Annotated in this window: 15 protein-coding genes; 13 read left to right on the top strand and 2 right to left on the bottom strand. The window is 40.3% G+C overall.

Annotated elements, in window-relative coordinates; translation table 11 throughout:
• Positions 1-597: 597 nt before the first annotated feature.
• The 13 genes from HMPREF9072_RS02530 to HMPREF9072_RS02590 all read left to right on the top strand — a co-directional run bounded on the left by HMPREF9072_RS02530 (position 598) and on the right by HMPREF9072_RS02590 (position 12,362).
• Positions 598-1,908 carry a TolC family protein gene (locus HMPREF9072_RS02530; protein ID WP_009410374.1) on the top strand — a complete coding sequence of 437 codons (1,311 nt, stop codon included), beginning with the start codon at positions 598-600 and terminating at the stop codon, positions 1,906-1,908.
• Positions 1,909-2,021: 113 nt separating this feature from the next.
• Positions 2,022-2,405 (top strand): endonuclease domain-containing protein, encoded by a 384-nt coding sequence (locus tag HMPREF9072_RS02535; protein WP_034566062.1) that lies wholly within the window; start codon positions 2,022-2,024, stop codon positions 2,403-2,405.
• A gap of 96 nt (positions 2,406-2,501) precedes the next feature.
• Positions 2,502-3,731, top strand: coding sequence for an efflux RND transporter periplasmic adaptor subunit (locus tag HMPREF9072_RS02540; protein ID WP_009410376.1), 1,230 nt, complete (start codon positions 2,502-2,504; stop codon positions 3,729-3,731).
• A complete protein-coding gene (locus HMPREF9072_RS02545; protein ID WP_009410377.1) occupies positions 3,732-4,481 on the top strand; it encodes an ABC transporter ATP-binding protein in 750 nt (249 codons plus the stop codon).
• 93 nt (positions 4,482-4,574) lie between these two features.
• Positions 4,575-5,099: a TetR/AcrR family transcriptional regulator gene (locus HMPREF9072_RS02550; RefSeq protein WP_009410378.1), complete on the top strand. Its 525-nt coding sequence runs from the start codon at positions 4,575-4,577 to the stop codon at positions 5,097-5,099.
• Positions 5,100-5,111: 12 nt separating this feature from the next.
• Entirely contained in the window at positions 5,112-5,951 is an 840-nt protein-coding gene (locus tag HMPREF9072_RS02555; protein ID WP_009410379.1) for a type II CAAX prenyl endopeptidase Rce1 family protein, read from the top strand.
• Between the two features lie 36 nt (positions 5,952-5,987).
• Entirely contained in the window at positions 5,988-6,980 is a 993-nt protein-coding gene (locus HMPREF9072_RS02560; RefSeq protein ID WP_009410380.1) for an alpha/beta hydrolase, read from the top strand.
• Between the two features lie 42 nt (positions 6,981-7,022).
• A complete protein-coding gene (locus tag HMPREF9072_RS02565; protein WP_009410381.1) occupies positions 7,023-7,502 on the top strand; it encodes a hypothetical protein in 480 nt (159 codons plus the stop codon).
• Between the two features lie 160 nt (positions 7,503-7,662).
• Positions 7,663-8,883 (top strand): ABC transporter permease, encoded by a 1,221-nt coding sequence (locus tag HMPREF9072_RS02570; protein WP_009410382.1) that lies wholly within the window; start codon positions 7,663-7,665, stop codon positions 8,881-8,883.
• 37 nt (positions 8,884-8,920) lie between these two features.
• Positions 8,921-9,148 carry a hypothetical protein gene (locus HMPREF9072_RS02575; RefSeq protein ID WP_009410383.1) on the top strand — a complete coding sequence of 76 codons (228 nt, stop codon included), beginning with the start codon at positions 8,921-8,923 and terminating at the stop codon, positions 9,146-9,148.
• The gene (locus tag HMPREF9072_RS02580; protein WP_009410384.1) at positions 9,145-10,140 is read left to right on the top strand and encodes a sensor histidine kinase; all 996 of its coding nucleotides are present in this window, start codon (positions 9,145-9,147) and stop codon (positions 10,138-10,140) included. Before HMPREF9072_RS02575 ends, HMPREF9072_RS02580 begins: the two co-directional genes overlap by 4 nt.
• Positions 10,141-10,729: 589 nt before the next feature.
• Positions 10,730-11,725, top strand: coding sequence for an NAD(P)H-dependent glycerol-3-phosphate dehydrogenase (locus HMPREF9072_RS02585; protein WP_009410386.1), 996 nt, complete (start codon positions 10,730-10,732; stop codon positions 11,723-11,725).
• A 52-nt stretch (positions 11,726-11,777) separates the two neighbouring features.
• The gene (locus tag HMPREF9072_RS02590; protein ID WP_009410387.1) at positions 11,778-12,362 is read left to right on the top strand and encodes a riboflavin synthase; all 585 of its coding nucleotides are present in this window, start codon (positions 11,778-11,780) and stop codon (positions 12,360-12,362) included.
• On the opposite strand, the gene HMPREF9072_RS02595 is transcribed toward HMPREF9072_RS02590, so the two are convergent.
• Both HMPREF9072_RS02595 and HMPREF9072_RS02600 read right to left on the bottom strand, forming a co-directional pair.
• Positions 12,349-13,089 carry a 1-acyl-sn-glycerol-3-phosphate acyltransferase gene (locus HMPREF9072_RS02595; RefSeq protein WP_009410388.1) on the bottom strand — a complete coding sequence of 247 codons (741 nt, stop codon included), beginning with the start codon at positions 13,087-13,089 and terminating at the stop codon, positions 12,349-12,351. The genes HMPREF9072_RS02590 and HMPREF9072_RS02595 overlap by 14 nt on opposite strands.
• A 291-nt stretch (positions 13,090-13,380) precedes the next feature.
• Complete coding sequence (locus tag HMPREF9072_RS02600; RefSeq protein ID WP_009419230.1) at positions 13,381-13,824, bottom strand: hypothetical protein; 444 nt, start codon at positions 13,822-13,824, stop codon at positions 13,381-13,383.
• Between the last annotated feature and the right edge of the window lie 145 nt (positions 13,825-13,969).

Consider the following 13,969-nt stretch of genomic DNA (forward strand, 5'->3'; position numbering starts at 1 on the left):
GGCGAAAGAAAGGGAAAAGGCACTAGGCCTTAGGGCATAGGCACTAGGGGATAACATCCCCCCTACCCCCCTTCAAAGGGGGAATGTAGCGACGGAAAAATGATAAAAACTTCTTTATATTCAGAAGCTCTGCCCTGGCGGGGCACATACTCAGCTGTCGCTGGCTACCTTCAAAGGGGGAATGTGGTGACGAAAAGGCGAAGAAATGAGGAATGACAAGGGACAAATGACGAGTGATAAATGACGAATAACAGATTTTTGAATGAACAATACATAAAGATAAAAGGAAGATAACTTGCGAGAGTTATTGGAGGAAGGAGATGTACGGGCAGTTGTTGGACAAGGCAGACGGGTCGGAGAAGGAGGACGAGATAGACAGGGTAGACAAGATGAAGTGAGCGGACAAGGTGAATAAGGCAGAGCGATTGGACGTTTCTGACGACTAAAATTAACCCCTTATAACTAAAAATTAACTGCTAAATATTGCTTTCCGTCGATAAAATAAGGCTTTTCGTCGATTATTTTTGCGGACTCCGGCTGTATTGCACTACCTTTGTCGCAACTAAATGACAAAAAGTTGCTTAAAAACTAAAAACGATGAAAAGAACTTTGTACATATCTTTTTTGTGTCTCTGTCCTTTGTTAGCAGGGGCTCAAGCAAAACAATGGTCGCTGGCTGACTGTATCAACTATGCGGTACAGAACAATATTTCTGTAAAGAAGACGGAACTGAACCAGCAGACGGCTGAAATCAATTACAGTCAGGCGAAGAGCACCCGCTTGCCTACGGTAAGTGGCTCGGCTTCGGCAAACCAGAATTACGGTTCGGCAATCAATCAGATTTCTAACGAGCGGGTGTCGCGACGTACGTTCTCCAACAACTTTGGAGTATCGGCATCTATGCCACTCTATCAGGGCAATAAACTGAACCTACAAGTAGACCGCAGCAAATTATTGCTCGAACAGAACGAACTGTACGTGCAAGAGGCGAAAAACAACATCACTTTGAGTGTGCTTGAAGCCTATCTGCAAGCCCTTTACAGCTATGAGGGAATAGAAGTCGCTAAGAATACAGCGCGCTCTTCGGGTGAGGAATTAAAACAAGCACAGGGCAAGTTTGCTAATGGGTCTATTGCTAAACTGAGTTTAGCTGAGATAGAAACGCGTCACGCCAACAACGAGTATTCTATTATCAAAGCAGAAAATGAATACGAAAGTAGGGTACTGACCCTCAAACAACTGTTGGAGCTTCCTCCTAATAGTGATTTCGCTATTGCGCTCGACCTTCCCGCAGATGATGAAACGGCGATTATCCCTAATAAAGATGTGGTTTTTGCGGAAGCCAAACAAAAGCTCCCCAATCTAAAAATCTATCAATCACAACAAAAGATAGCTGAAAAAGATATTAAGATAGCCAGAGCGGGCTATGCCCCTACTCTATCGCTACAAGCAGGGGTAAATACAGGATATTCTAACCTCAACGATTTGAGCTATCGCACACAGTTGGACAGCAATTTCGGTCAGACCATAGGAGCATCGCTCAATATTCCTATCTTTTCGCAGTTCAGAAATAAGAACAATGTGAAACTAGCTAAGGTTACCCAACAGCAAGCAGTGCTCGACGAACAACAAGCGGAAAAAGACCTCTATACTAAAATAGAAACCGCTTGGCAGAATGCTACCACTTACCAAGCACAACAAGTAGCTTCGCGCACGGCTCGTGACAATGCTAAATTGGCATACGATTTGGCAGTAAAAAAGCACGAATTCGGTGGACTTACCAATACCGAGCTTCTCGTAAGCGAAAACGCTTACCTCAACGCGGAGCAAACCTATTTGCAAAATAAGTATATGCAGGCGCTGTATGTACAGTTGCTGAAGTTTTATGAGGGTAGCCTCCTTTTATAGGAGAACAACTTTATATAAACATCCCCCTGCCCCCTTCAGAAGGGGGAGATATGACGGTCATCATACACGAGCGATATAGACAGATAATAATATATACTGATAAAAAATGCCTTATGCCAAACAAAATTATACCATATAATCCTAAACTAAAAGATTTTGCACGATATTTGCGAAATCATAGTACATCAAGTGAAATAACTCTTTGGAATCATCTAAGAAGAAAAGCCTTAGGTGTTGAATTTCATAGACAGGTGCCTATTTTGGAGTATATAGTAGATTTCTATTGTCACGAATTAGCTTTAGCAATTGAAGTAGATGGCAATATACACGAATTTAGGTTTTTAGAAGATTGTCAGCGACAAGAAGTTATAGAAAAGTATGGTGTAACATTTGTTCGTTTTTCAAACGAACAAATAAATACCAATCTCTTTGGGGTGCTATCATCATTAGAAAGTATTGTCAGTACATTGAGAGAAAATAGAATCGAGGAGATATAACAGTTATCCATTGCTTTTGTATCGCGCCTCCCCCTTTGAAGGGGGCAGGGGGATGTTTTTACAAGCTTTTATGCATTAATTTTAGAATCTATTGAAATGAAAAAACACATTAAGAAAATCATCATTATCGTACTATTAGCCGTAGTGGCTTTTGGGGTGTATCACTTCTTTATGAAGGAAAAACCTACTTTTATCGTCCTGCAAACCGATAAGGTAACCGAAGGTGACGTTACTACCGAAGTAACTGCTACTGGTAGCGTACAGCCAGTGGACGAGGTGGAAGTAGGTACCCAAGTATCGGGATTGGTAAGCAAGATTTACGTAGATTACAACAGCCAAGTGAAGAAAGGACAGCTACTGGCGGAACTCGACAAGACGAACCTACAAGAAATGGTTGTAAATGCTACTGCCAATTATCAATCGGCTCTCAACGAACTGAATTACTATCGTCAGAATTACGAACGACAACAGAAAATGTACAATGCCCAAGTGATTAGCAAATCGGACTACGAGCAAGCATTGTATCAGTTCAACAACGCGAAAACAAATGTAGCACAACGCCTTACAACCCTCAATCAAGCGAAAACTAACTTAGGATATGCTAATATCTATTCGCCTATCAATGGAATTATCCTCAGCAAAGAGGTAGAAGAAGGGCAAACGGTAGCCGCCTCGATGAGTGCGCCTACACTTTTCAAGATAGCCAAAGACATCAAGCGTATGCAGGTGGAAGCCGATGTAGACGAAGCCGATATAGGGCAAGTGAAAGTAGGACAACGTGTGAGCTTTACCGTAGATGCTTACCCCCAAGAAGAGTTTTCAGGGAAGGTAACCCAAGTGCGTCTATCACCTACTACGACTTCGAACGTGGTGACCTATACGGTGATAGTAGAGGCTGAAAACCCCGACGAGAAGCTCAAACCTGGGCTTACCGCGACCATCGCTATCTATACCAATGAGCTGAAAAGCGTAACCATAGTGCCTGCGAAAGCGATGAATTTCACCCCAGACATCGACCTACTGATGCAATACTACGCTCAGAAAGGCATTAACGCTCCAATGCCCAAAGTACAGCACGGCAAGGGTAAAAATAAATACGTATGGGTAGTGAACACTGACGGTACTCTCGCTCAGAAAGCTGTAACCATAGGTAGCAATGATGGTATCAACGTGCAAGTAGTAAGCGGACTCAACGTAGGTGAGAAAGTAGCCACCAGCTTGCAGGGCAACACGCCGCGAGTAGCAGGAGGTGACAGTAAGAGCAGCGATAGCAGCAGTCCGTTTATGCCTAAACGTCCTCGTCGTGATAACTCAAAAGCCAAATAAATGAAAAAAGCAATCATCGACATACGCGATATGAAACGCGAGTTTAAGATGGGCAACGAGACAGTTCACGCCCTCAAAGGCATCAACCTCACCATTCACGAGGGTGAGTTCGTAACCATTATGGGACCTAGTGGGTCGGGTAAATCAACCTTATTGAACATATTAGGTTGTTTAGACCGTCCGTCGTCAGGCGATTACATTTTGGACGGCATCTCGGTGAAAGATATGAGCAAGAACGAACTCGCAACGGTACGCAACACCAAGATAGGTTTTATCTTTCAGTCGTACAATCTTTTGGCGCGTACCTCAGCTATCGAGAATGTAGAGCTCCCTTTGATGTACAACTCTAAAATCTCGGCTAAAGAACGTCGCGAGCGCGCTATTGAAGCTCTCATCAGCGTAGGCTTAGAAAGCCGATTGAACCACTTGCCCAGTGAACTATCGGGTGGACAACAGCAACGGGTAGCCATTGCGCGTTCCCTTGTAAATCACCCGGTGATACTTCTTGCCGATGAGGCTACCGGTAACCTTGACACTAAAACCTCTTATGAGGTAATGGAGCTTTTCCAACGCCTTAATGACCAAGGTAGTACGATAGGGTTTGTAACCCACGAGAACGACATCGCCCTTTTCAGCAAGCGCACTGTTGTACTTAAAGACGGACATATCATCAGTGATAAGGAAGTAACCGATAGACTAAACGCCAAAGAACAGTTGGCACAATTACGAAATACGAATGACGCAGACTGAATCTTTTTTAATTAAAAATTTGCAGATTAAAAAAAATGTACTACTTTTGCAAAAATAACAGATGTTATATTACATATGTTATAACAAAGTTTTATGCCGAAATCAACAACAATAACGCAAGAAGTAATTATAGGAACCGCCTTTGAAATGGTGCGAAAAGAGGGTTTTGCAGTGCTTTCAGCCCGAAATATTGCTAAGCAAATAGGTTGCTCCACTCAGCCCATCTATTGGTGCTATAAAAATATGGATGACCTTAAAGCCGAAATCTGCAAAAAAGCACTGCCCTTCCTGCAAAGTGTAGTGCTCAGTTACTCAAAAACAGGTAATACTCTTTTGGATTTAGGACTCGGATACGTGTGGATGGCACACACCGAGCCCGCCCTATTCAAGGCTTTTTATATGGATAATGTTACCAATGTAAAACTTACTGACATTTTTCCCGAAAGTGAGCGAGTGGTAGAAATAATGAAAAATAGCGAGGAATGCCAAAACCTACCTGATGAAGAGCTGAAGAATGACATTGCTAAAGGTTGGATGTTGGCACACGGTATCGCCTCATTGGTTGCAGTTGGTATGCTTGTTTACGACGAAGATAAAATTTTAGAAATATTAAAATAAACCTACCTTAATATGAAAACCAATAAAAAAACACTTCGGAATGTAATCTTATTTAGCTTGGTAGCCATCTCTTGCGGATGGATAGGCGTTGGGGTAAACCAGATACTTGGTGAACCTTCTAATTTAGAGTCTTTGGGATCAGGGATTTTTATTGCTACCCCTATTGTGTGTATGATTTTGCTTCGTCTTTTGGGTGGCGATGGTTGGAAAGATTTTCCTTTAAAACCTCGTTTCAAGCAAAACACTCGCTGGTATATCTTTGCTATTGCAGTCTATCCGGTGGTTGTTGGTATAACAATGTTTGTTGGCAAGCTATTAGGTTGGGTAGATGTGAGTAAGTTTAGTGTTGCTGCCTATCTCCCTGTTTTTGCTACTGCTTTCTTACCCATTTTTATCAAAAATATCTTAGAAGAATCGGCTTTTCGGGGGTATCTCACCGTAAAAATGGAACAACTTGTCAAAAATGAATGGTTGATTTATTTAGTGGTGGCATTTGTCTGCCAAATATGGCATCTGCCATACAACCTCATATTCTTAGACGATGCTTATATGGCAACCTTTTTCCCTTATAGCAAAGAGCTATTTATTTTGGTGAGTTTTGTGGTTATTGCTGTTTGGACAATAATGTACACTGAGATTTTTTTTCTCTCGCGCTCGCTCTTATTGGTAATTTTGATGCATTCAATGAAAGATGCCCTTAACCCTCTCATTTCAGAAGGATTTACTGTTATTTCACCCGATAAAACACTTTTAGTATCTCCTCTTTTTGGCATCATCCCAACATTGATATACTTGACTATAGGCTTGTATTTAAGAAAAATACGCAAAAGTAAAGAACAACTTCAATCGTAATGAATAAATTGTATAAACCAAAAAAATATTAGCAATATGAACAAAAACACTGAAAACCCTGTAAACGCTGCTTCTTGGGATAAGATTTTCCCCAAAAGCGATAAAGTTGAACACAAAAAAGTGTCATTCAAAAACCGCTATGGTATCACCCTTATTGGTGATTTGTATTTCCCAAAAAACAGCGAAGATAAGAAGCTCGGTGCTCTTGCTGTTTGCGGTGGATTTGGAGCTGTAAAAGAACAGGCTTCGGGCTTTTACGCCCAGACGATGGCTGAAAGAGGCTTTGTAACCTTAGCTTTTGACCCCTCCTATACCGGAGAGAGTGGTGGAGAACCTCGTAATGTAGCATCGCCCGACATCAATACCGAGGATTTTTCGGCAGCGGTAGATTGCTTAGGCATTCAACCTTTTGTTGATAGAGAAAAAATAGGAATCATAGGTATTTGTGGTTGGGGAGGCTTTGCACTGAATGCTACAGCTATCGACACACGTATAAAGGCAGTTGCCACTATGGTAATGTACGATATGTCACGTGTGTTTAGCAAAGGCTATTTTGATGCCAATACACCCGAAATGCGTTTGGAAATGAAGCGTTCACTCAATGCTATCCGTTGGGCAGATGCCGAGACAGGAACCCCTACACCAGGTTACCCTATGCCCGATGAGCCATCGGATAAAGTACCTCAATTCTTAAATGATTATATTGAGTTTTACAAAACGCCACGAGGTTTCCACGAGCGTTCGGTTTCCAATCACGTTTGGACAGCCACTACGTTGCTTTCATTTATGAATTTCCCTCTGTTGGCGTATGCTAATGAAATTGATGTGCCAACTCTTATGATTGCAGGAGAAAATGCCCATTCGCGATATATGAGCGAAGATACCTATAAATTGATAGGAAGTGAGAAAAAAGAACTATTAATTGTTCCTAATGCACGCCATACCGATTTTTACGACAATCAGGCTGGAGTAATTCCTTTTGATAAATTGGAGGCGTTTTTTAGCGAGAATCTTCAATTACTAAATTGAGAGAATATAGAGAAGAGGGCAACCAATCAATAGAAGTTATGGTTGATTATCCAAACAGAAATCATAGAACAAATGGAGGCACGAAAAAAGAAAAGGAATCGAAATAAAGTCAGCTTTATTGTAATATTTATGTTCATATTTAATATTAATATAGCATCTGCTCAAACACAGATGTTATCAATATCTGCTAGAGAAGATAAAGATAGTCTTTTGATAATTATTGAAAATAAATCAAAAGTAGATACTGTCTTGTTCTCTTTATATGAACAGATTAAAATAAAGAAAAAATGGGTAACATCAAACTATGACTTATTTTGTGATGTAAATAATCCTAATACTTCTATTTTTAGGATATTTCCCAATCAAAAAATCAACTTAAAAGCAATGAAATCAAACGTTATTTATACAGATGAAAAGATTGGAAGGTGTAAGTTTTTAGGTATAAAAAGTAAACGAGTATTGCTTGTAGGTAACATTAAAGGTAGTGGTACATCAATCTCAATACATTCTGATGCATGGTAATTTTTAGATAAATAATTATCTGATTTTTAGAAAAATATTTTCTCCCCCAGCTGGCGCGAGCTTGTAGCTCGTGCCTACTATAAATAGAGCTTGTAGCTCATACGATTACGACCTCATTTGTCAATTGAAAAATCTGTGCGAGATTTAAATAATTAATATTATGAATATACAAAACCTTTTTAAAATAGCGTGGCGTGCCCTCTTGCTCAACAAAACAAGGGCGATGCTTACAATGCTGGGCATCATCATTGGGGTGGGCTCTGTTATTACAATGCTTGCCATTGGCGAGGGTTCTAAAAAGAGCATCAAGGAGAATATCTCTAAAATGGGTACCAATATGCTCAATATCCGCCCTGGTGCGGGTATGATGGGCGGCGTGCGTATGAGTATGAGCGATATGCAATCGCTGAAAATGACGGATTACGAAGCCCTCAAAAAAGAAGGTACCCTACTGAAATACGTATCGCCGGTAGTAAGTGGCAATGGACAAAGTATAGCTGGTGGTAATAACTGGCCTACCTCTATCTACGGAGTGAATACCGAATACTTGCCTATACGCGAGTGGAGTGTGGCTGAGGGGAGTATGTTTGGTGAAGATGAAATTACTAACTTTGCCAAAGTAGCCGTGATAGGACAAACGGTAGCTAAGAACCTCTTTCCTAACGGCGAAAACCCTATTGGGCAAACCATACGCTTTAAGAATATCCCTTTTAAAGTGATTGGTATCCTTACGAAAAAAGGTGAAAGCAACTTTGGTCAAGACCAAGACGATGTAATTATCGCTCCTTATACTACGGTACAAAAGCGTATTTTGGCGCAAACTTTCTTGCAGAGTATTGTGGCTTCGGTAATAGATGAAAGTCAGTCGGAGAATGCGGTAAACCAAGTGAAGAAGATTTTGGAGCGCACGCATAACCTTTCGGCTACACAAGAAAATGATTTCAACGTGTTTTCACAACAGGAGCTCATCAGTACGTTTAGCTCTACCAGCGAGATGCTTACCGTGTTATTGGTAGCTATTGCCAGCATTTCGCTCATCGTAGGGGGAATAGGCATTATGAATATTATGTACGTATCAGTAAAAGAGCGCACTAAGGAGATAGGCTTGCGTATGGCTATTGGGGCTAAGGGTAAGGACATTTTGGCGCAGTTCCTCATCGAGTCGGTGCTTATTAGCATCACTGGGGGAGTATTAGGGGTAATTATTGGCTTATTAGCTACCGTAGGCGTATCGCTGTTTATAGGCTGGCCTGTGAGTATTACCTTGTATTCTATTGTAATATCCTTCTTAGTATGTACCATTACAGGGATTTTCTTCGGTTGGTATCCTGCCCGCAAAGCAGCCGAGTTAGAACCTATTAGCGCCCTCAGATACGAGTAGTGCGAGAGAAACAGGCAATTAGAAATAATAAAAGCTGATGAATATAACTTTACCTCCTTATGCTACAACAGAAGACCTGCAAAAATGTATGGTTATTGTTAGAGAAATATTAGATAGTAAAGCCATTACTATTAATGATGAGCAGTGCCAAGCTATAGCTTTAGAAGTTATGGGTATCTCTTATGCCAAAGGAGGAGACTATTCTTCTGAAATCATCAAGAGTTTTACAGAAAGTTATTTAAAAACATCAAAGTATAAAGAATGAAATTCTTAACACACATAGCTGCTTGGGCAGTGGTTTGTATTCTACCTGCCCTTATTTTTATCTCCGAAAGCAATCACCGATTTGAGGAGGCACTTTACCGTTCGCTCATATCATTGCCTTTCTTGATGTTTTTGTTCTACATCAGTTTCTATTGGCTTATTGATAAACTGTGGTTAAAAAAACGATATATACTTTTTATATTGGTAGCAGTGGCACTCATTTTATGTATTTCGTACAGCAAATATGAGCTTTTTTCGTACTTCAATCCTCGCAAAGATGGACGTAGGATGCCTCCTTTTCACGCTTTTGTCTATTTCGATTTCTTATCGAACCTCTTACCAGTAGTCTTTGCAATGGCAATACGCTATGCACAACGCAACTTCTCTTTGGAAATCGCTCAGAAAGAAGCCCAAGCACACAAGTTACAAGCCGACCTTACCCAACTGAAATACCAACTTCAACCGCATTTCTTTTTCAACGCACTCAACAATATCTATTCGCTTATAGAGTTTGACCCTCAAAAGGCACAACAGAGCGTGCATAGCCTTAGCAAGCTGATGCGTCACTTTATGCAAAACAGTGACCAAAAGCAGATTAGCCTTACAGAGGAAGTAGATTTCTTGCAACAATACATCAGCTTAATGCAGTTGCGCCTGACTGATAAAACTACTGTACGGGTAGATTTCCCAAAGCAACTACCCCCACTCACCATAGCGCCTTTGCTGTTTATCAGCTTAGTGGAAAACGCTTTTAAGCACGGCGTATCGGCGACTGAGGTAACAGAATTGTCGTTTAGCTTGAGAGTGGAAGAAAATAAGGTAATATTTAGAAGTGAGAACACTATAATTCCTAAACAAGAAAGTTTGTATAACTCAGGTATTGGCATTGAAAACTTAAAGAAACGGCTAACACTTCTTTATCCTAAAAAACATCAATACAACATCGAAGAAAAAAACGGAGAATACATTGCTCAATTGACAATTGAGAATTGATAATTGACAAATGTGAGGTTTTTAGACCAAAGGCAAGAAATTTTCTTAAAAAAGAAGTACTTTCGATGTGAGGACAGTGTAGCTTACGCTACAGAAATCTTACAAATCAAACAAATAGGTAGCAAGCTACCTGAAAGTCTCGAACTGACCTATACTTCATAATTTTGCGCAGTTGCTATGCGGGACGTCTGACGGACTTTTAACAAACCTTAAACGGAACTACAGTGGTTTTATAGTGGGTCTACAGTGGGTCTACAGTGGGTCTACAATAAAGGTTAATCGAATTATAATAGAACATTGATTGAACTTATGGTGCTACTATCTCCTCACATCACTCGTCGTTGTGTTTAGACTTGTTGGACATAAAATTAGTAACAACTTAAATCAAAGGCTCGAAATTTTCTTTAAAAAAAGAAATACACCTGGCGGTACAGAAATTGGAACAGATTTAATTGATTATCACATAATTTATATAGCGTAAGCTATATTTCCTCTTTTGGTGTGTTTGTTCTGTGGTTTTAGTAAGCAGTTTTTGGTAATACAGCATTATTTTCGTACCTTTGCCCCAAAATAATAATAGCTAAGAATTGTGGAAACCAAAATATCAGTTATCGGAGGAGGGAGTTGGGCAACGGCTCTGATTAAGATTTTTACCGCCAATATCGACCAAGTGTGTTGGTATATGCGCAATGAACAGGCTATTGAGCACATAAAAGCGACTAAACACAACCCTAACTACCTCAGCGATGTACATTTAAACATCAGTAAGCTACACCTCACTAACGACATCAACGAGGCGGTAACTTTTAGTGATTACCTTGTTTTTTCTATCCCTTCAGCTTTCTTGAACGAAGAATTAGAAAAACTCACCGAACCGCTATCTAATAAAAATATATTTTCTGCTATCAAAGGTATCGAACCTAAGAGCGGACTTATAGTAGGTGAATATTTCAACAAAATACATCACGTGCCTTATGCACAGATAGGCGTTATAGCAGGTCCTTGCCACGCCGAAGAGGTAGCCCTCGAACGTCTGTCGTACCTCACCATTGCTTGTCTGGACGAGGAAAAAGCACGCTTTATGGCTGAAGCAATGAAACGCCATTATGTGAAGACCAAAATATCCGACGATGTCGTAGGCATTGAATATGCTGCTATGCTAAAGAACATCTATGCCCTTGCTGCGGGTATTGCACACGGATTGGGCTATGGCGATAACTTCCAAAGTGTGCTGATGAGCAACGCTATTCGCGAGATGCGACGCTACATCAAGCATATTTACAAAATCAAACGAAATATTAACAACTCCGCTTATTTAGGTGATTTACTCGTAACCGCCTACTCGCTTTTCAGTCGCAACCGTATGTTCGGCACGATGATAGGTAAGGGCTATACTGTAAAGAGTACAATGGCTGAAATGAATATGGTAGCCGAAGGCTATTACGCCACTAAAAGCGCTTACCTCATTAACAAAAATCAAGAAAAACCCAGTCGCACTCCCATACTCGATGCCGTCTACAAAGTGTTATACGAAGGCAAAAGAGCCAATGTAGCATTTGCAGAATTGACAGGAGAACTGGATTAGAGAATTAGAAAATGAGGGAATGAGAGAATGAGAAAATTTGCTAATTAACTTTATGTTCACAGGAATTATAGAAGAAATAGGTAAAATCGTGCAGATAGAACGCGAAGAGGTGAATCTGCATTTATACGTAAAAAGTTCGTTTACAAATGAACTAAAAATAGACCAAAGTGTTGCCCATAATGGGGTATGCCTTACGGTAGTGGCTATCGATGGCGATGTATACCAAGTAACCGCTATTGCCGAAACTCTTGCCAAAACCCACTTGGGCAGTTTGCAAGTAGGTGATGCGGTAAACTTAGAGCGCGGTATGCTTCTCAACACGCGCTTAGACGGACATATCGTGCAAGGTCACATCGACCAAACGGGTACTTGTAGTGCTATCCAAGAAGAAGCAGGTAGCACCCGTTTCACTTTTGAGTACGACCCCTCTACTGGCAATGTGGTAATTGAAAAAGGCTCTATTACTGTGAATGGTGTAAGCCTAACGGTAATAGATGCAACTTCCCATAGTTTTAGTGTAGCAGTAATCCCTTATACTTTAGCACATACCAATCTGCAATACTTACAAATAGGTAGTGTTGTAAATTTAGAATTCGATGTAATTGGTAAATATGTCGCCCGACTTATGCAACGGTAAGACGTTGTAAAATAAGAGAACGTACTTCTTCGCGTAAAGCGTCTTTATCGTCAAGGGTTTTGCCTTGGGTAGGAATAGAGCGCAATATATCTACTCGCATCGTGCCCATACTGCCGGCAAAGAAGCGGAAGGGAAAGCGTTTTTTAGTATCGTAGAATACCATTGGCACTATGGGAATTTGGCATTCTATCGCAATGCGAAAAGCACCATCTTTAAAACTATCGAGGACTATACTCTCATCATCGGGGACACCTCCTTCGGGGAAAATACAAATGCTCAGGCCCGCCTTTATTCTCTCCATCGCTCGGGCATAAACCTTCTTCCTACTCTGCGGACTCTTTCTATCTACCATTATGGCAACACGTTTGTAGAAATAACCAAACAATAGCGTCTTGCTCAGTTCCTTCTTCCCTACAAATACAAACGGATTTTTACTACAGTAGAACATCAGCATTATGTCCATCATACTGTAATGATTGGCGACCAGCATATAGCTATGGCGGTCGTTAGGCACGGTATATTCCGTGTGTATTTTCGGCAAAAAGCCCATACCGTACAATATAGGCGTTGCCCATAAGTTTCGGGCTACCCAATAAAATGAGCGATACCATTCTGCCCGTGCTGTAAGAATAAACAACAAGGGCAACCACAGGAGAATAAGAATGAGTACAAGCAAGTAAAACCAGCTCTTCCACAAGAGCCAAAAGGTGTATTTCAGGAGTTTCATTTAATGTAATCTTATTATTATCCGGTAGGAGCAAATATATTACTGATTTCTAAATATATAAACCTCAACATCACCGCTTAACGCTCTCTTTTTGCAGTGTAAAAGTATCGTTAAAACAGTAATAAAGTTTTGTTAAAATCGATTTTTTCTTTGGTAATTCAAAAATTTGCCGTACCTTTGTCAGCGCAATGAGGGTGGTAGCTCATTGTAAAACTTCAAATAATAGTTTTCATAATTTAAAGTTTTTGTTGGTTAATGGAAAAGTCCGATATTATTATCGGACTTTTTTTCTTATACAGACCACCATAGCTTCCAAGGAATCATCGAGAGCAAGCATACCAGTGCAATACCGTAAAACAAGGCTATTTTTCCGTACATCTTGCGCACTTCTGTCTGTTTTTTAAGTTTTACCCAGCCCACAGTAATCAGCGTTACTGCTATGATATTCATTATAGGGTGCTCCACCAATAACTGGCGCAATAAGCTGTCTTTCATCACCACTTTAGCCCCCTCACTCCACATCTGCAAACGAGGGGTAGTTACATAGACTAATAAGCCCAATAATAATTGAATATGAGAGAATACCAGAGCAAACAAACTCAAGCGGAGGTCTTTTATTCCAAAGTATTTTCTTTTGCCAAAAAATCCCATAAGCGCATTGATAACTGCTATGATAAGCACTGCCAATACTAAATAAGCACATAGTGAATGTGTCTGTTTAATTAGTTGATACATAATATTCTTTATAAATTTGCGGGCAAAAATACAAATCTTTTTGAAATTCTTTTCTTTCTTCAAAGTATTTTTTGTACCTTTGCCTTTGGATGATAGTTATGAATTATTGACGAATGAGGAAATGAGAGAATGAGGAAATGAGAGA

It is taken from the genome of Capnocytophaga sp. oral taxon 324 str. F0483, assembly GCF_000318315.2.
Lineage (GTDB): Bacteria > Bacteroidota > Bacteroidia > Flavobacteriales > Flavobacteriaceae > Capnocytophaga > Capnocytophaga ochracea.

Coding starts and splice junctions, on each gene's coding strand:
- HMPREF9072_RS02530 (WP_009410374.1), top strand. CDS start 598: ATGAAAAGAACTTTGTACATATCTTTTTTGTGTCTCTGTCCTTTGTTA.
- HMPREF9072_RS02535 (WP_034566062.1), top strand. CDS start 2,022: ATGCCAAACAAAATTATACCATATAATCCTAAACTAAAAGATTTTGCA.
- HMPREF9072_RS02540 (WP_009410376.1), top strand. CDS start 2,502: ATGAAAAAACACATTAAGAAAATCATCATTATCGTACTATTAGCCGTA.
- HMPREF9072_RS02545 (WP_009410377.1), top strand. CDS start 3,732: ATGAAAAAAGCAATCATCGACATACGCGATATGAAACGCGAGTTTAAG.
- HMPREF9072_RS02550 (WP_009410378.1), top strand. CDS start 4,575: ATGCCGAAATCAACAACAATAACGCAAGAAGTAATTATAGGAACCGCC.
- HMPREF9072_RS02555 (WP_009410379.1), top strand. CDS start 5,112: ATGAAAACCAATAAAAAAACACTTCGGAATGTAATCTTATTTAGCTTG.
- HMPREF9072_RS02560 (WP_009410380.1), top strand. CDS start 5,988: ATGAACAAAAACACTGAAAACCCTGTAAACGCTGCTTCTTGGGATAAG.
- HMPREF9072_RS02570 (WP_009410382.1), top strand. CDS start 7,663: ATGAATATACAAAACCTTTTTAAAATAGCGTGGCGTGCCCTCTTGCTC.
- HMPREF9072_RS02575 (WP_009410383.1), top strand. CDS start 8,921: ATGAATATAACTTTACCTCCTTATGCTACAACAGAAGACCTGCAAAAA.
- HMPREF9072_RS02580 (WP_009410384.1), top strand. CDS start 9,145: ATGAAATTCTTAACACACATAGCTGCTTGGGCAGTGGTTTGTATTCTA.
- HMPREF9072_RS02590 (WP_009410387.1), top strand. CDS start 11,778: ATGTTCACAGGAATTATAGAAGAAATAGGTAAAATCGTGCAGATAGAA.
- HMPREF9072_RS02595 (WP_009410388.1), bottom strand. CDS start 13,089: ATGAAACTCCTGAAATACACCTTTTGGCTCTTGTGGAAGAGCTGGTTT.
- HMPREF9072_RS02600 (WP_009419230.1), bottom strand. CDS start 13,824: ATGTATCAACTAATTAAACAGACACATTCACTATGTGCTTATTTAGTA.